At 64.2% G+C, this 15956-nt stretch carries 15 protein-coding genes; 6 read left to right on the top strand and 9 right to left on the bottom strand.

Annotated elements, in window-relative coordinates:
* Positions 1-39 precede the first annotated feature (39 nt).
* Together HHL22_RS11770 and HHL22_RS11765 are read left to right on the top strand one after the other, a co-directional pair.
* A complete protein-coding gene (locus tag HHL22_RS11770) occupies positions 40-447 on the top strand; it encodes a cupin domain-containing protein (protein ID WP_169531490.1) in 408 nt (135 codons plus the stop codon).
* A 46-nt stretch (positions 448-493) separates the two neighbouring features.
* Positions 494-931: a putative quinol monooxygenase gene (locus HHL22_RS11765; RefSeq protein ID WP_169531488.1), complete on the top strand. Its 438-nt coding sequence runs from the start codon at positions 494-496 to the stop codon at positions 929-931.
* Between the two features lie 23 nt (positions 932-954).
* Here HHL22_RS11765 and HHL22_RS11760 read toward each other — a convergent pair whose 3' ends face one another.
* From HHL22_RS11760 to HHL22_RS11750, 3 genes are all read right to left on the bottom strand, one after another.
* Positions 955-1671: a hypothetical protein gene (locus tag HHL22_RS11760; RefSeq protein ID WP_169531486.1), complete on the bottom strand. Its 717-nt coding sequence runs from the start codon at positions 1669-1671 to the stop codon at positions 955-957.
* A gap of 167 nt (positions 1672-1838) precedes the next feature.
* Positions 1839-4547: a TonB-dependent receptor gene (locus HHL22_RS11755; protein WP_169531484.1), complete on the bottom strand. Its 2709-nt coding sequence runs from the start codon at positions 4545-4547 to the stop codon at positions 1839-1841.
* A 126-nt stretch (positions 4548-4673) separates the two neighbouring features.
* A complete protein-coding gene (locus HHL22_RS11750) occupies positions 4674-5210 on the bottom strand; it encodes a molybdopterin-binding protein (protein WP_169531482.1) in 537 nt (178 codons plus the stop codon).
* 148 nt (positions 5211-5358) lie between these two features.
* Here HHL22_RS11750 and HHL22_RS11745 point away from each other — a divergent pair, with 148 nt between their 5' ends.
* Positions 5359-5679 (top strand): UBP-type zinc finger domain-containing protein, encoded by a 321-nt coding sequence (locus HHL22_RS11745; RefSeq protein WP_169531480.1) that lies wholly within the window; start codon positions 5359-5361, stop codon positions 5677-5679.
* Positions 5680-5747: 68 nt separating this feature from the next.
* Here HHL22_RS11745 and HHL22_RS11740 read toward each other — a convergent pair whose 3' ends face one another.
* Entirely contained in the window at positions 5748-6107 is a 360-nt protein-coding gene (locus HHL22_RS11740; protein ID WP_169531478.1) for a winged helix-turn-helix domain-containing protein, read from the bottom strand.
* 120 nt (positions 6108-6227) lie between these two features.
* Between HHL22_RS11740 and HHL22_RS11735 the strand changes: the two genes are divergently transcribed.
* Entirely contained in the window at positions 6228-7142 is a 915-nt protein-coding gene (locus tag HHL22_RS11735; RefSeq protein ID WP_169531476.1) for an NAD(P)/FAD-dependent oxidoreductase, read from the top strand.
* Positions 7143-7227: 85 nt separating this feature from the next.
* On the opposite strand, the gene HHL22_RS11730 is transcribed toward HHL22_RS11735, so the two are convergent.
* Entirely contained in the window at positions 7228-8805 is a 1578-nt protein-coding gene (locus HHL22_RS11730) for a CotH kinase family protein (RefSeq protein WP_169531474.1), read from the bottom strand.
* 349 nt (positions 8806-9154) lie between these two features.
* Between HHL22_RS11730 and HHL22_RS11725 the strand changes: the two genes are divergently transcribed.
* Positions 9155-10294: a metallophosphoesterase gene (locus HHL22_RS11725; protein WP_169531472.1), complete on the top strand. Its 1140-nt coding sequence runs from the start codon at positions 9155-9157 to the stop codon at positions 10292-10294.
* 29 nt (positions 10295-10323) lie between these two features.
* Here the strand turns inward: HHL22_RS11725 and HHL22_RS11720 are convergent, their stop codons facing one another.
* Positions 10324-10707, bottom strand: coding sequence for an STAS/SEC14 domain-containing protein (locus tag HHL22_RS11720; protein WP_169531470.1), 384 nt, complete (start codon positions 10705-10707; stop codon positions 10324-10326).
* A gap of 123 nt (positions 10708-10830) precedes the next feature.
* Here HHL22_RS11720 and HHL22_RS11715 point away from each other — a divergent pair, with 123 nt between their 5' ends.
* A complete protein-coding gene (locus HHL22_RS11715; protein WP_169531468.1) occupies positions 10831-12120 on the top strand; it encodes an MFS transporter in 1290 nt (429 codons plus the stop codon).
* Positions 12121-12269: 149 nt separating this feature from the next.
* Here the strand turns inward: HHL22_RS11715 and HHL22_RS11710 are convergent, their stop codons facing one another.
* The 3 genes from HHL22_RS11710 to HHL22_RS11700 form a co-directional block, all read right to left on the bottom strand.
* Entirely contained in the window at positions 12270-13574 is a 1305-nt protein-coding gene (locus HHL22_RS11710; protein ID WP_169531467.1) for a PepSY-associated TM helix domain-containing protein, read from the bottom strand.
* Positions 13575-13676: 102 nt separating this feature from the next.
* Positions 13677-14717: a ComEA family DNA-binding protein gene (locus tag HHL22_RS11705; RefSeq protein ID WP_169531465.1), complete on the bottom strand. Its 1041-nt coding sequence runs from the start codon at positions 14715-14717 to the stop codon at positions 13677-13679.
* 85 nt (positions 14718-14802) lie between these two features.
* On the bottom strand, positions 14803-15945 hold the full coding sequence (locus HHL22_RS11700) for a cysteine desulfurase family protein (protein WP_169531463.1): 1143 nt from the start codon (positions 15943-15945) through the stop codon (positions 14803-14805).
* Positions 15946-15956 lie beyond the last annotated feature (11 nt).

Below are 15956 nucleotides of genomic sequence, written 5' to 3'. Positions count from 1 at the left end.
GCCTACAACCCCGCCGGCCGGCCGGGCGTACCTCCGCGCATGACTCCCTTCCCCTCCCAACCCGCCGAAGCCAAGCGCAGCCCGGCCGAAAATTTCAGCGGCACCGCCTGGGTAACCATGCTGGTTCCCGCTGGCACGCCCACCGACTGCACGGTGGGCGACGTATGGTTTGAGCCCGGCTGCCGCAACAGCTGGCACTCGCATCCCCGCGGCCAAGTGCTGGTGGCTACGGCCGGCGCGGGCTACTACCAGGAGAAAGGCCAACCCGCCCGCCTGCTGCGCGCCGGCGAAGCCGTGAGCATTGCGCCCGGCGTGGTGCACTGGCACGGGGCTACGGCTACTAGCACCTTCGCCCACCTAGCCATTCAGCCCCGCGCTAGCGAGAACGATACTAATTGGCTACAGCCGGTGACGGACGAGGAGTACCGGGCCGCGCATCAAGGGTAGCGTACGCAGCTATTTTTTCGGTTACTACACTTATTTTCAGTTGCTTATGAAAGGCTTACGCAACATGCTGCTTAGCGGACACCTAGGCTGTGGACGTTGGCTATTGCCTGTGCTCGGGACGGGGCTGCTGGTGCTGGCCATGCAGCAAAGCGCGGTGGCTCAGGTTCCGGCCAGCACCCAGGTGGTGCGGCTGGCCAAGCTCGAAATTTATCCCAACCAAGTTGAAGGCTACAAAGCCGCCCTGCGCGAGGGCGTCGAAACCGCCATGCGCGTCGAGCCGGGTGTGCTGACGCTCTACGCGGTGCAGGAAAAAGCCAACCCCACCCGCTTCACCCTGCTGGAGATATACGCCAGCCCGGCGGCCTATCAGGGGCATATCCAGACGCCGCATTTCCTCAAGTACAAAACCGGCACCAAGGACATGGTGAAGTCGCTGGAGCTTATTGACACTGTACCGCTGGTGCCCGGCATGAGAATAAAGTAACCAAGTAGAGGCACTTGCGCCGCCTAGGGGCGCCTAGGGCTACCCCCGAAGCTATAGCGCACACTGGCCGACACTGAACCGCACAGATTGCCGCCGTACGGGTTGGGGCGGGTGACGGAAAGCTGCCCCAGGCCATTGAGAAGCAGCTCGATATGCGAGCCGGCCGCGTAGCGCAGGCTAAGCCCGGCGTCGAGGTAGTTTTCCAGGGTCTGCGTATTCGAACCAAACGAGTAGAACACCACCTGGGCGTCGTTGCGAGCGGCAAAATTGTCGCGGGTGGATATTTGGGCCACCGTTACGCCGGCCAGCAAATCCAGGTGCAGGCGGGTGGCTTGCTCGGGCGACAAGCCAAGGCGCAGCAAAATCGGCACGCCCACGATTTGCCGCGTCACCTCGGTGCGCACGTGCGCGTGGATGTTGGTATTGGTCGTCTGGTCGTAAAAAGTCGGCTCCGACACGTACTCGTTTACTTCGGCGTGCCGGGCGTAGCTGGTGCTCATTTCCAGCGCCACGCGGGGCGTCAGGCGCACCCCAAGGGTGAGTTCGGGTGAAGGGCCGCTCTTAAAAAACTCGTTGAAGGAGCGGTAGATTCCTGCCGACGCCCCTAGGCCCACAAACACCCTAGGGTGCAGCTTGCTGGTTGCTGGCTGGCCGGGTGCTGGTGGCGGGGCTTGCGCTACGCTAAGCCGCGGGCAGCCTAGAGCCAGTAGGCTAGGCACGAGTAGTAGCAGTGGGCGCATAGCTGATTACCGGAAAAATACTGGAGCAAGTAAGCCCCAATTTTCTCAAAATCAACTACTCACTCTACTCCAGGGTGGCTGGTAAGCACCGGTAGTTCGGTCTAGTACACGCACTGGTACCGTCCCACCGGTGCTTTAGCCCAGCAGCCCGGCCGCAGGGTGGTTCTCTACAGCCCGAATTGCACCGTCAGGTAATACAGGCCGCCTACGCTAGGGCCGCCTAAGTAGGTCACGTAGTAATTGTTAATCAAGTTAGTAGCGCCCAGCTTAAACTTGAGCGTGCTGGCCGGCACGGCGTAGCTCACTTGCGCGTCGAGGCTGCTGTAGGCGGGCACGCTGCCCACCACTAAAAAGGTTTGCGAGTAGTAGCTGACCTGGTGGCGGAAGTTGACGCCGAAGCCGAAGTTACGGTAGGCGTTTTCGTTGCCCACGCTCAGGTTGTATATCCACTGCGGGGTGTTGAAGCCGTCTTCGAGGCCGTCGCCATTTTCGGTGCGGTCGAGGCGGGTGTAGGTGGCGTTGGCCCCCAGCAGGTAGCCCGGCCCTAGGGCGTAGCGCAGCCCTAGGGAGCCCCCGTAGTTGTACACCTGGCTGCGCGAGTTGGTCCAGAGGCGGTAGCGGGCCTGGGTGGCGCGGGCATTGAGGGCGGTGGCCACGGCGTTGAGGTTGTCGCCGCTCACGGGCACGATGGCGCTGGGCAGCGGGTCCTGGATGGTGGTGCCGCCCGTGGTAGCCGCAATGGGCACGTAGGCCTCCACCTGGGCAATAAAGTCGCGGTACGAGTTATAGTAGAAATCCACGTCTACCAGCAGGCGGCCGGTTGGGCCAAACGCCGCCTTGTAGCCCACCTCCAGCGAGCGGATGTACTCGGGGTTGAGGTAGGTATAGGGGTTCTTTTGCAGCGTATTCTGGTTGGCCAGAATAGCGGCGGCGCGTTTCTGGGCATCCGTTTGGCCGCTGGTATTCGCGTTAATGCTGGCTGTCACGGCTAGGTTGAAAGCGTCGATGCTGGCGCGGGTGTAGCTGTTCTCAAACACACCGCTGCTCATCACCCGCAGCCCGCCAATGCGCTTCACCTGCCCGCTATTCACGTTGGAGAAGCCCTCGAACAAGCTCGGGAAGCGGTAGCCGCTCTGGTAGCTGAGGCGGAAGTTCTGGCGCTGAGTGGGCGACACTACCGCCGTGAAGCGTGGGTTGAGGCGCAAGGTGAAGTAGTCGTTTTTATCGCCGCGCAGCGTGGCCGTCAGCCGCAGCTTCTCGTCGAAAAACCGCCCACCCACTTGTACAAAGCCGCCGGTTTTGGAGTACACCAAGTTGTCGGCCAGGGCATCGCGGCCGGGGTTGGGGTTCACGAAGTAGTTACCATCGGGCACCACGATGTAACTGCGGTGGTCGGCGCCCACTAGCAAGTCGAGGTTAGCCGGGAGGCCGCTGCCGCCGCGCCGCAGGGCCTCAGCCACGTTCACCTGGGCCTCGGCGTGGGCCAGGTCGGCGCGCACGCGCAAGGCCGCGCCCACGTCCCAATTGTTGATGTCCTGTAGCTGCGCCTCACGCTGGTAAAAGGCATCAGTACCGGGCTGCAGGCGGCCGGCGTCGGCAGCGGTGCGGGCGGTAGCCATAGCTTGGGCTACACTCTGCCCGCTGGCAGTCGCTGCATTCCAAGCATTCCTAAAATCCGTATTCCAAGTAGCGTCGGGCTTGTAGCTGCGGTCGATGTTCTCGCCCATCGAGCGCAGGTTGTAGCTGCGGCCGGTGTTTTCCTGCGTGAAGTAGGCCCGGGCCTGCACCACCGGCGTGGTGAAGGTGAGCGCGTGCTGCTGCAAACGGTAGCCTTGCAGCCGGAAGCGGTTCGAGCGCTGGTACACGTTGTCGAAGCCCGCTACGCGGTAGGTGTAGGCCAGCTCGGCGCCGGGCCGGAAGCGGTAATGCAGCGCCAGGTCGGCCTTGAGCGTTTGCAGGTTATAGTCCACCAGGTCGCGCTCGTCGTAGCCGGTGCGCGCCACCTGGTACTGCTTGCCCCCGAGGGTCAGCGTCGAGCGGTCCGACGACTCGTTGCCGTAACTGTTGGTAGGGTCGCGGGCCGGGTTGTCGGCGCCAAACAGGCCGGTGCTGGCGTTGCCGCTGGCGTTAAGGTCGGTCTGGTCGTTGGCAATCCAGTCGTAGCCGCGCAGGTAGGTGCCGTTTACTTTGAAGGCCAGCTTATCAGGTATCAGCACCTTGGCGTAGCGCACGCTGGTTTCGGAGTAGATGGTGGGCAGCGAGGTGCCCGACCCGAGGGAACGCAGGCTGGGGTCGTTGAGGTGGTTGACGCCCGTTTGCTGCCGGATGCTGAAGCCCTCGGAATTAAACGGGTTTTTCGTAATAAAATTGGCCAGGCCGTTGATGGCGTTCAGGCCGTAGAGCGCGGCGGCCGTGCCGGGCACCAGTTCCACGGTTTGAATATCCAAATCGCTCGGCCCCAGCACGTTGCCAATGGGCCCGCCAATGTGCGGTGCCTGGTTGTCCACGCCATCCACGAGCTGGGCAAAGCGCACGTTGGTGGTGTTGGTAAAGCCCCGCGCGTTTATCACCTTAAAGCCCAGGCTGGGCGTAATCACCTGCACCCCCTTGAGGCCTTCAATGGCGTCGAAGAACGACGGCGCGGGCGACAGCCGGATGGCCCTGGGGTTGAGCTTTTCCACCGTCACCGGCGACTGCAGAAAGCTTTCCTCCACCCGCGAGGCCGTCACTACCACCTCGTTCAGGTCCGAGCGCAGCGTGTCGGGGCGGGCGGGTTGGCGGGCGGGGCGCGGGGTTTGGGCATGGGCGGCGTGGCCTAGGGCCAGCACTGCCGCGCAGGTAGCCGGGCCGCGCAAGTTGCGTAGCGTTTTTCTCATTTGCTGATTGGTTATTTGATGGTTGTATCATTGCGAGCGCAGCGCAGCAATCGCGCCAGTACGACACCCGAACGCCAACGCCCTGGTGCGACTACTGCGCTGCGCTCGCCGCGACAAGCACTTGATTTACCTGACGTTCACCACCTCGAAGCCTGTGACCTGGCGCACCCAGCGGGCGGGCTTCTTTTCGAGGGGCACCACTACTTGGTAGGGGCCATCGTGGGCGGGCAGGGGCTGGCCGTCGCGGCGGTCGGCCAGCAGAATGGTTTGGGGCGCGAAGTCGGGGTCGATTTCGGGCAGCGCGTACACGGCGCGGTAGCCGTCGGCGGCGGTAGCCAGCACGGCCTCGGCCAGCACCGGGCCGTGAATGCCCTTGCCGGCCGGCGCGCCCCCTAGGTGCAGCACATCGGCCAGCGCCCAGCCTTGGTAGAGATGTTTATTCCCGTCTTTATCGGTGGTAGCTTGCTCGCGGCGGGGCAGCTTGGCCAAGTCGGCGGCCGTGAGGGTACGGGGCGTGGCCAGCAGCCCACCCAGGCGAATGGTGGCGGGCGCGGCGGGGGGCGCCCCGCTAGGCTTAGCAGCCTGCCCATGAGCTAGTTGCAAGCTAGCGCCGACTAGGGCGGTGGCTAGCAGTAAGGGCCGGCCAGCGAAAAAAAGTAGCATTTTAAGAATAGTCGATTTCGTTATGTTTGCGCAAACATAACGGTGAAACCAACCAATTGGTTGGTTATTTAACTTACAATTACTGTTGGCCTCGGTTGTGGCCAGCTGTAGCTTAGGCTTCGCTTTTCACCTCTACCCCCTGCCAGCTATGCGCGCCGACTGGATTGACACCACCCACCCCGTGCACCTGCACGAGCAGCCCATCCGCGGCTGCACCCACGCCACGGCCGCCCACGTGCACGATGTGCGGCCCGGCACCCAGGGCTGCGCCGAGTGCCTGGCCACTGGCAGCTGGTGGGTGCACCTGCGCGTGTGCATGGAATGCGGCCACGTGGGCTGCTGCGACAGCTCGCCCAACCAACACGCTACGAAGCACTTCCACGCCACGCAACACCCTATAGTGCGCTCCCTGGAGCCGGGCGAAACCTGGGGCTGGTGCTACGCAGACGAAGTACAGCTGGGTAATTAGCCTGGCGCCCCCCAGGCGCCGCTAGGCCAGGGCACAAAGCCGGCCAGGCAGCGCCTAGAGGTGCGCTACTACTGGTAAAGCCGCGCCGTTTCGGCGGCCAGAAACTGAGCGAAGCGCTCTTGCAGGGCCCGAAACTCGGCCACGGCCTGCTGGCCGGCCGGCGTGAGGGTGGCCCCACCGCCGTGGGCGCCGCCGGCCTGGGTGCCCACCAGGGGCTCGCGCGCCTGGGCATTCATGGAACTCACCAAGTCCCAGGCTTTTTTGTACGACATGCCCATTTGTTTGGCGGCCTGCGAGATGGAGCCCGTGGCCTGAATATGCTCCAGCAGCTCGAGCCGGCCGATGCCGAGGAAACGGTCGGCCGGTCCTTCAATCCAGAGGCGGCCATTGGCGCGGAAGGGTTGGTTTTCGGCAAATAGCTCGTGCATGGCGCAAAATACGCGCCGGGCGGCCAGCCGCCGCCGCGTGCCTAGGCACAACCTGCCCGGCCGTTCGGGAGTACGTACAGGCTTGGCCGGCTGGGTAGGACTCCGGCGGCCTAGCTTGCCATGGACTATGACGTATTGATAGTGGGGGCGGGCAGCGCCGGCCTGAGCGCGGCTCTGACCCTAGGGCGCTGCCGCCGCCGGGTGCTGGTGGCCGACGGCGGAGCGCCGCGCAACGCGCCTTCGGCGGCCGTGCACGGCTACTTCACGCGCGACGGCACGCGCCCCGCCGAGCTGCTGCGCCTGGGCCGCGAGCAGCTAGCCCCCTACCCTACCGTGGCCGTGCACGAGCTGAAAATCACGCAGCTAACCCCCCTGCCGGGCGGCTTCCGAGCGGCGGGTACCACCGGGCAGGGCCACGCCTGGGCAGGCACCGCGCGGCGCGTGCTGCTGGCTACGGGCGTCGAGGATAAGCTGCCGCCGCTGCCGGGCTTCCGCGAGTATTGGGGCATGGGGGTGCTGCACTGCCCCTACTGCCACGGCTACGAGGTGCGCGAGCTGCCGCTGGCCATTTACGGCCGGGGCCACACGGTAGTGGGCCTGGCGCTGCTGCTGCGCAACTGGAGCGCGCAGGTAGCCATCGTCACCGACGGGGCGGGCCACCTCACGCCCCACGCTCGCCGGCGGCTGGCGCGCCACGGCATTGCCGTGTACGAGCAGCCAGTAACCCGCCTGGTAGGCGGCCCCGATGGCCTGCTGCGCTGCGTCGAGTTTGCCGATGGCACGTTTTACGAGTGCAAGGCGCTGTTTTTGCACGCGCCGCAAGCGCAGCGCAGCGAGCTGGCCGCCGCCCTAGGGGCCCGCCACAACGCCAAAGGTGCCGTGTGGGTGGATAAGAACATGCAAACCACCGTGCGCGGCCTGCACGCCGCCGGCGACACTACCCCCGGCCAGCAGCAGGCCCTGATAGCCGCTGGCCAGGGAAACCAAGCCGGCATTTGCATGAACGAGGCGCTCACGCGGGAAGAGTCGCAGTAGCCCCTAGAGCCCCCGCCCCGCGCAAAGGCCAGCAGCGCGCACCTAACGCTAGCTAGCGAAAGTTTTTCGACTGCAAACCCGGCGCTTAATCCAGCACCAGCTTCTCGACGCGCACGGTGGCCTGGCTTTCTACTACCACCGCGTACAAGCCCCTGGCCAGATGCCCCACGGGCAGGCGAGTGGTACCGCTCAGCGAGGCTTGCAGCACCGGGTGGCCGCTGAGGTCGCGGATGGTAAGCCGGCCGGTGCTGGCGCCGGTGGGCAGCTCCACGGTGAGGTAGTCGCGGGCGGGGTTGGGGTAGAGCGCTGGGTGAGTAGGCACGGCGGCCGCCGCGGCGGCTAGCGCAGTGGCCGGCGCGGCAGCAACGAAGCCAAATTCGGTATCCAAGTACGCTAAGCGGGCGTGCAGCCATGTCTGGATGGCAGGCAGGCGCGTTTCATCGTAGGTGAAGGCAGGCCAGACCAAGTGCTCGCGCTGGTACACCTTATTGCGCAGCAGGTAGTCGCGCTGCGCTCGAAATTTGCCCAGAATGTGGTCTTCCGTGATGATAGTGGTGCGCAGGCTGGCCCAACGCTTCACCAGGGCCGCCCGGAAGCCAGTGGGCGAATTATCCTGGATGAGTCGCTGGTAAAAGCCGTTGGTTAACAAGTCGTTCGTTACGTTGTCGGGCAGGCCCTGCCAGTCGGTGCCAAACACACCATCCAGGTCCCAGGGCACGTAGAAGTACGGCTCCTTAGCGTTGTAGCGGGCCACGTAAAGGTTCTTGCTGGTGTTGTCGGTGGCGCGCAGCAAATTCAAAAAGATGAAGTAATCGACGGCGTTGTCGAGCTGAAACCGCTTCGCGTACTGGCTCTGAAAATCGGCGGCCGAGCTGGTGGTCACAAAGCGCACAAAATCGCGCAGGCTGGTCCAGTCCGTTAGCTCGTCGGGGTGCTTGTACTCGAAGCCGCTCCAGGTTTGGCTTTTGTTATCGAAGGGCGGCGCCCCTAGGTACGCCGACGCGCTGTCGCGCGTCGTGCCCTTGTACAGCTCGCCCTTAATGCCCGCGTTGTACTTCTTGAGCTTCAGTAGCTTGCGGTCCACTTTTTCGCTAAGCGCATAAATACCCTTGTATTCGTCGTTCAGAAACACTTCCACGAAGGCCATATCCACGCCGTTTTTAGCATCGGTTTCCTTGGCCTGGTAGTAGAGTTGGTTCAGCTCGTGCCACAGCTCGTGCGACACCTTGTTATTAACCCGCAGCGGCTCGTTGTAGAGGGCCAGCAGGTTCCAGGTATCGTCGGTGCGCATGCCTAGCAGTTGCACGTCGCGGCTGGTGGCGCCGGTAGTATCGGCCCACATATTAAGCTCGTACGATTTTTTGGGATACGTCTGCGACCAGGCCCCCCGAATTTCGATGCCCAGGTTGGCTTTGGTAATGGTGCCCGTGGGCTCGGTGAGCGCAAACGTGGCGTACACGCTCGGCGCATCCACGATGGTGCGGCGCGTGTGCAGCTGCACGATGGGCAGCTGGGTCACCAACACGGAGTACGCCACGCCGTCGCGCTGGGCTTGGTAGTCGGCCCCGGCAACCAGGCCGGCGGCCGGCTGCGCCAGGGTGTAGCGGCCGTTTAACTGCAGGGCCGTAATGGGTTGCGCGCCCGCCGCGATGGGCTGGCTCAAAAGCACCAAGTGGTTTTTAGCGTCAACGTGGAAGTAACCCGCATTAACGGCTACCGTATTTTCGGGGCTCGGGCTTTGGGCCGCCACGGGGGAAGCGCCTACCAGCAGATGAAAAACGGATGTAAAGAAAGTACAATTTCTAAACGTAGCAAGCCTGTTCATAAAAGGAAGTTGGATAAGGTAGTTTAAGTACCCTTCTTCCAGAAATAGCCGGGCTGCTGGCGAGTCAACATCCGTTGATTATCGTAGCTTTAAGGACAAAATATGGAAAAGGACCCACGAAATAGACACGTAAAATTCAGTCTAGCAACTATTTCTAATTTTCCCTGCATGATTAGTTACATTTACTATGCTTAGCTTAAAAAATTATAATTTCCGTGCAATCGGCGCCTGGCTGCTGCTGGGGGTTTGCCTGGCGCTGGGCCCTAGGGGCAGCCAGGCCCAGCGCTTCGCCGCCATTGGCGACTACGGCTACGCAGGCACCCCCGAGCGCGACGTGGCCAACTTGGTGAAAAGCTGGAACCCGGACTTTATTATTACTCTCGGCGACAACAACTACGACGTGGGCGACTCGACCACCATCGACCGTAACATTGGGCAGTATTACCACGACTACATCTACCGCTACCGGGGCAGCTACGGCCCCAGTGCCAGCACCAACCGCTTTTTTCCCTCGCTGGGCAACCACGACTACTACACCCGCAACGGCGAGCCCTACCGGGTATACTTCACGCTGCCTGGCAACGGGCGCTACTACGAGTTTGTGCGGGGCGACGTGCACTTCTTCGCCCTCGATAGCGACCCGGCCGAGCCCGACGGCATCACGGCCAACTCGGTGCAGGGGCGCTGGCTGCAAGCGGCGCTGGCGGCTTCTACGGCCCGCTGGAAGGTGGTGTACATGCACCACGCGCCTTACTCGTCGGGGCAGCACGGTAGCACCCTAGATTTGCAGTGGCCCTACCGCCAGTGGGGGGCCTCGCTGGTGCTGGCCGGCCACGACCACGACTACGAGCGCCTTATGCACGACAGCTTGGCGTACGTGGTAAACGGCCTGGGGGGGCGCAGCCTCTATGCCGTCAATGCGCGGGCCGTGGCTGGCAGCCAGGCGCGCTTCAACGGCGACTACGGTGCCCTGCTGCTCAACGCCACCCCCGACAGCCTGACGCTGCAGTTTTACACCCGCCGCCAGGTGCTAGTAGACTCGTACGTGCTGCGACGCCCCCTGAGCGTGGTGCCCCAGCTGTACCCGGTGGCGCCCAATCCGTTTCAGGAAACTACCTCCGTGGAGTACTCGCTGCCCAGCGCGGCCACCATCCGGCTGCGGGTGCTAAACGTGCTGGGCCAGGAAATAACCACCCTGCAGCAAGGCCCCATGTCCGCCGGCTGGCACCGCCTCAACTGGTCGCGCGCCGAGCTGCCGGCCGGCATCTACTACGTGCAGTTGCAGGGGCCAGGCTTCTCGCAGGTGGCGCGGGCCGTGGCGCTGTAGCGTAGAGGGCCTAGGGCTGCCTAGTCGGCCTAGGCCTGCAGCCACTGGTAGGCGGCGGCTTCGTTGGTGAAGGTGGCGATGGCGCAATCGGTGTTGTGGGGCGACACGATGGCCATAACCGGCTCGTGGGCCCGCAGCGGCGACACTAGGAAAGCCAGGCGCGCGGCCGCCGCGTAGCGCCCCCGCAGCGAGGGCGCAAACACTTCCCCAAACCAAGCGTTGATGGCCGGCTCGGTGAGGTCGGCACGGCGCCGGATGTCGAGCAGCCAGCGATGGCAGGGCGCCCGGTCGGCCAAGTCGCGCAGGGCCTCGTAGCCGGTTTGCAGCTCGGCGGCGGTCACGTCGTGCTGCCAGCGGGCAATGATGGCCGGCAGGTCGGGGCGGTGCAGCAAATCGAGGCCGTTAGGGAGCATGGTAGCGGCAGGTTAGCGAGCCGGAAGGGCAATTTAATCTGCCGGCGGCCTAACTCCCGCGCTAATTTTGGGTTTTTCCTGCAAGGCCGGCCCCCAGTTGGGGCGCCGGCTCGTCTTTTTCCTATGAATCCGAGTCCTCCGGCCCCTCACGACCCCTACGCCGCCCTGCGCCTGCCCGACTTTCGGCGCTACATCACGGCGCGGGTGCTGTTCAACGTCGCTACCCAAATTCAGGGCGTAGTGGTAAGCTGGCAGATTTTTAAGCTCACCAACGACCCGCTGGCCCTAGGCCTCGTGGGGCTAGCTGAGGCCATTCCGAGCATCACGGTATCGCTCTACGCCGGGCACGTGGCCGATTCGGTGCGCCGCAAGCGCATCATCGTGCCAGCGGTGCTGGTGCTGTTTTTGTGCGCCGTCACCCTGTTCTGGCTGTCGCACCAAATGGCGCTGCTCAACCAGGGCCGCGTGCACCTGAGCGTGTTCAACGCCACCATCGTGTGGCCGCTTTACCTGGCCATCTTCGTTAGCGGCGTGGCGCGGGGTTTTCTAGGGCCGGCGCTGTTCTCGTTTATGCCCCAGCTGCTGCCCGAGCGCGAACTGCTGGCCAACGCCGTTACCTGGAGTTCTACTAGCTGGCAGGCGTCGGCGGTAGTGGGGCCGGCGGTGGGCGGCTTGCTGCTGCACCAGGGCATTTCGTTCGCCTACGGCGTTGACGTGACCCTGGAGGGGCTGGCGCTGCTACTATTCAGCAGCATCGCCAGTCGGGCGCTGCCGCCCATCGAGGGCGAGCGCCTGAAGCTGGGCGAAAGCATTTTGAGCGGCATCAAGTTCATCTTTGCCAACCAGATAGTACTGGCGGCGCTCTCGCTGGATATGTTTGCGGTACTCTTCGGCGGGGCGGTGGCGCTGCTGCCTTTCTTCGCCGAAAACATCCTCAAGGCCGGTCCCGATGCCTTTGGCTACCTGCGGGCGGCGCCGGCCGTGGGCTCGGTCATTATGGCGGTGTGGCTCACGTTTTCGCCCCTCAAAAGCGGCGCTGGCCGCAAGCTGCTGTGGGCCGTAGCGGGCTTTGGGCTGGCTACCATCGCCTTCGCGCTCTCCCGCAACCTGTACCTCTCGCTGTTCCTGCTGTTCCTAACGGGCGTATTCGATTCGGTATCGGTCATCGTGCGCTCGACGCTGGTGCATACTTACACCCCCGAATACATGAAGGGCCGTGTATCAGCCGTGAACAACATTTTCATTGGCAGCAGCAACGAAATCGGCGGCTTCGAGAGCGGGGCGGCGGCCAAGCTCATGGGTACCGTGCCCAGCGTAGTGTTCGGCGGCATCATGACGGTGCTGATAGTGGCCTTCACCGCCTGGCGCGCCGACCAGCTCCGCCGGCTGGACATGGGCGCGGGGAAGAAGTAGTTAGTGATTAGTGGTTAATGCTTAGTGGTTAACAAGGCGGTCATGCTGAGCTTGCCGAAGCATCTCTACCGAACTCGTATGGCGCGGTAGAGATGCTTCGGCAAGCTCAGCATGACCGCCTTGTTAACCACTAAGCATTAACCACTACCCTAGGCCGCCACCAGCCGCTTGCCCCGCTGGCGCTGCTTGCGGGTGCGGTTCCACCACAGCACCGTGCCGGTGATGGGGAACGTGAGGCTGCACAGGGTAACTACCAGCGCTAGGAGCTTGGTCCAGAGGCCACCGATGGCGCCGGTGTGCAAGGGCTTGGCCAGGCGGCGCAGCTGCGCGCCGGCCGACTGCCGGGCGTAGAGGTGCTGGCCCAGCGCGGCGCCGGTAGTGCGGTCTACAAACAGCGTGTCGAGGCCATTATGACGCAGGGCTAAGGTGCTGGGCGCTGCCACGGGCACGGCCGCCGCCGAGTCCCTAGGGATGCCCACGCGCCAAAACTCGGCGCACGCAAACGCGCGCTGGCCCGCTTGCAACGCCGCATCGTAGGCTACAGCGCGGGAGCTGCCCGGCGCGGCCGACTTAGGGGCCGCCAACGGCGCGGTTGGCTGGCTGCCGGTGAGCGTAAATAGGCTTTTGGTAGCCCACTGGTACGACATGATGACGCCTGTAAGGGCGATGCCAAACAGGAAAAGCGAGCAGTAAAACCCGAGCGCGAGGTGCAAGTCGTGGTTGATGCGCTTGGCGCTGGCGCTCCATTTTACGCGCAGGTGGCCGGCTAGCATGTGGGGCGTTTTGGGCCACCACAGCACAATGCCGGTGGCTGTGATGACCAAGATAAACAGCGCCGAAAGTCCCGTGAGCGCCTTGCCTACCTCCCCGGCCAGCAGGCGGCGGTGCAGGTCCTCGGCCCACTTGAAAAGCGGCAGCTGCTGCTGGCTTTGGGTGGCCGTGACCTGGCCCGTGTAGGGGTTCAGGAAAGCGGTGCTGCCGCGTTCGGGGCGGCCTTTGCCCGGCCCCCGCCCGCCAGGGCCACCACCCATGCGGCCTTCGCCCCGCTCGGGGCTTTCTTTACCCACCTGGCCTTCGCCGCGCCTAGGGCCATCGCCACCCTGACGACCTTCCCCCCTAGGGCGGCCTTCGCCACCCATGCGGCCGCCGGGCGGGCCTTCGGGGCGGGCGTTGGGGTCCTTGAAGGTTACCTCGACGGTGCGGGCCGGGTCGGCATACACCTTGTAGCCCAGTATCTTATACTTTGGGTTGGCTTGCTGGAAGCGCTGGCTCAGGTCGGCCAGCGAGAGGCGCGGCTGCCCGGCGGGCACGGCCACGGTGTAGCGCGCGGGGTAAAGCGCGCGGGTTATCTCTTCCTCAAAAACCAGCACGGTGCCCGACAGGCACTGCACGAAGAAAACCAACCCAGCGGCAAAGGCCAGGTAGAGGTGAAGGCGGCGAAAAAGTATTTTCATGCGGCGGAGCTAAGGAAATCCGGACGCAATTTAGAATCAATTTAAATAAAAACCAGCATTTAACTCGCCGTATGCCCGCCAACTATCTACCAAATGCCCCGACTAGTCGCAGCGCACGTAGGGCCGCAACTGCTCGAAATCGGCCGGCTTGAGCAGCTTGATTTGCTGCAGGTCGTCGGGCGTTTTGTAGGGGCCGTGCTGGTTACGGAAGGCCACGATGAGGCGCGCCAGGTTTTTGCGCACGTAGGGATGCAGGTACAGCTCATCGAAGCTGCCCGAGTTGATGTGCACCGGCCTAGGGGCAAAACCGGGCGCCACGAACGTGTACTTGCGCAGGCTATCCACTAGGTCGGGCGCGTCGCGCAGCACGAATACTTCGCGCAGCTGGTCTTCACTCACAAAGCCACCCAGCTCCTCGCGCCGCTTCACTATCCACTTGGCGCGGCCCTGGCCAATGCCCTTAATCTGGCGCAGCTGGGTGGTATCGGCCAGGTTCAGGTCGAAGGCCGCCAGGTGAGCGGGCTTGCGCGGGAAGCGGCTGGCCGGCGCCGTAGCGGCGTAGGCCGGAAGAGTGCCGCCCGCGGTGGGGCGTTCGCCCCGGCCCGGCAGCGCTTCGGGCAGCTGCATAAAAGGCGCCAGACGCTGGTACACCGAGTCGGGCAGGCCGTAGATGCGCTGCAGCTGGCTTTTGGCGCGAAAGCCGCCCGCCTTTTGCCCGTAATTGACGATGCGCCCGGCTACGAAGTGCGGCACGCCCCGCGCCTCCCAGTCGAGGGCCGACAGCGCGTTGGGATTAAAAGGTGCCAGCTGCACCTGCGGCACCGCCGGAAAGCGGCTGGCCGCGCCAGCCCGGCGCTGGTAGCGGCCGGCGTAGGTAGGCGCGGCGGCGCGGGCCGAGTCGAGGCGGGCCCCTAGGGCGCTGGCCCAGGCATCGAGTTGGCGCTGGTCGGCGGCGGGCAGGTAGGCGGGCGCAGTGGGTTGCAGCAGCAGCGGCAGCCCTAGGCCCAGCAGCGCCGCCACGGCCAGCAGCACGACCAAGCCACTCGTTTCGGCCCGCGAAAAGCCGAAGCGCCGGCGCAGCCAGCGCCAAGCTGGGCGGCGGGTTGGTGGCGGTGGGGTAGGCAGCGGGGCACGAGTGGGCATAACCAAGCTAAGCCCTTGACATATGGCAGTGCCTTAGCCCACAAGTATAGCCCCGCTTTTGCGAACCTTTTCGCTGGCCCAGCCCCTAGGCGGCTACTGGCTGGTAAAGCTTTACCAGCTGGGCGGCGGCGTAGTCTACCTCAGCTGTGGTGTTGAGCTTACTCATAGAGAGGCGCACGGTGGGGCGGTTGGGGGCGGCCCCCAGGGCTTCCAGCACGTGCGAGCCCAATTGCGCGCCGCTCGTGCAGGCCGAGCCACCCGACGCCGCTACCTTATTAATATCGAGGCTAAAGAGCAGCATCTCGCTGATGCTGGAGGGCGGCAGGCTCACGCTGAGCACGGTGTAGAGGCTGGCGTCGGCGTCGGCCGAGCGGCCGTTGAACTGCACGCCCGGCAGCCCCGCCGTCAGCTGCTCGATGAAGCGGCTTTTGAGGCCCTGCACGTGGCGGCGGTGGGCGGCCATGTCGGCGCAGGCAATTTCCAGCGCCTTGGCCAGACCCACAATGCCGTACACGTTCTCCGTCCCGGACCGAATATTCCGCTCCTGCGAGCCGCCGTGAATGAGCGGGCCTACCTCTACACCGCCGCGCCGGTACAGAAAGCCCACGCCCTTGGGCCCGTGGAACTTATGCGCCGAGCCCACCAAAAACTGCGCGGGCAGCTGCTGCACGTCGTGGGCGTAGTGGCCCATGGTCTGCACGGTATCGGTGTGAAAAATGGCGTCGTAGCGCGTGCATATTTCGCCAATAGCCTGGATGTCGTTGAGGTTACCCAGCTCGTTGTTGCCGTGCATGAGGCTCACGAAGCTGCGCGGATGGGTGGCCAGCAGCTCCTCCAGGTGCGCTAGGTCGAGGTTGCCCTGGGCATCGTGGCGCAGGTAGCTGAGCTGGGTTTCGCCGGTTTTGGCCAGGGCCTGCAGCGGGTGCAGCACGGCGTGGTGCTCGAGGGGCGAGGTGATGGCGTGGCGCAGCCCTAGGGTGCGCACGCTGCCAAAGATGGCGTAGTTGTCGGCCTCGGTGCCGCCCGAAGTAAAGGTGATTTCGCTGGGCGCCGCGTTCAGCAACCCCGCCACCGACTTGCGCGCCTGCTCGATGGCCGAGCGCACCTGCCGGCCCGGCCCGTGCAGCGAGCTGGGGTTGCCAAAATGCTGGCCCAGGTAGGGCAGCATGGCGTCCAGCACCTGGGGGTCGAGGGGCGTAGTGGCGGCGTTATCGAAATAGGCGTGCATAGCTGGTAATG

Origin of the sequence: Hymenobacter polaris, from assembly GCF_012927305.1 — a bacterium.
Classification (GTDB): Bacteria; Bacteroidota; Bacteroidia; order Cytophagales; family Hymenobacteraceae; genus Hymenobacter; species Hymenobacter polaris.
This window is presented reverse-complemented; position numbering and strand designations above follow the sequence as displayed.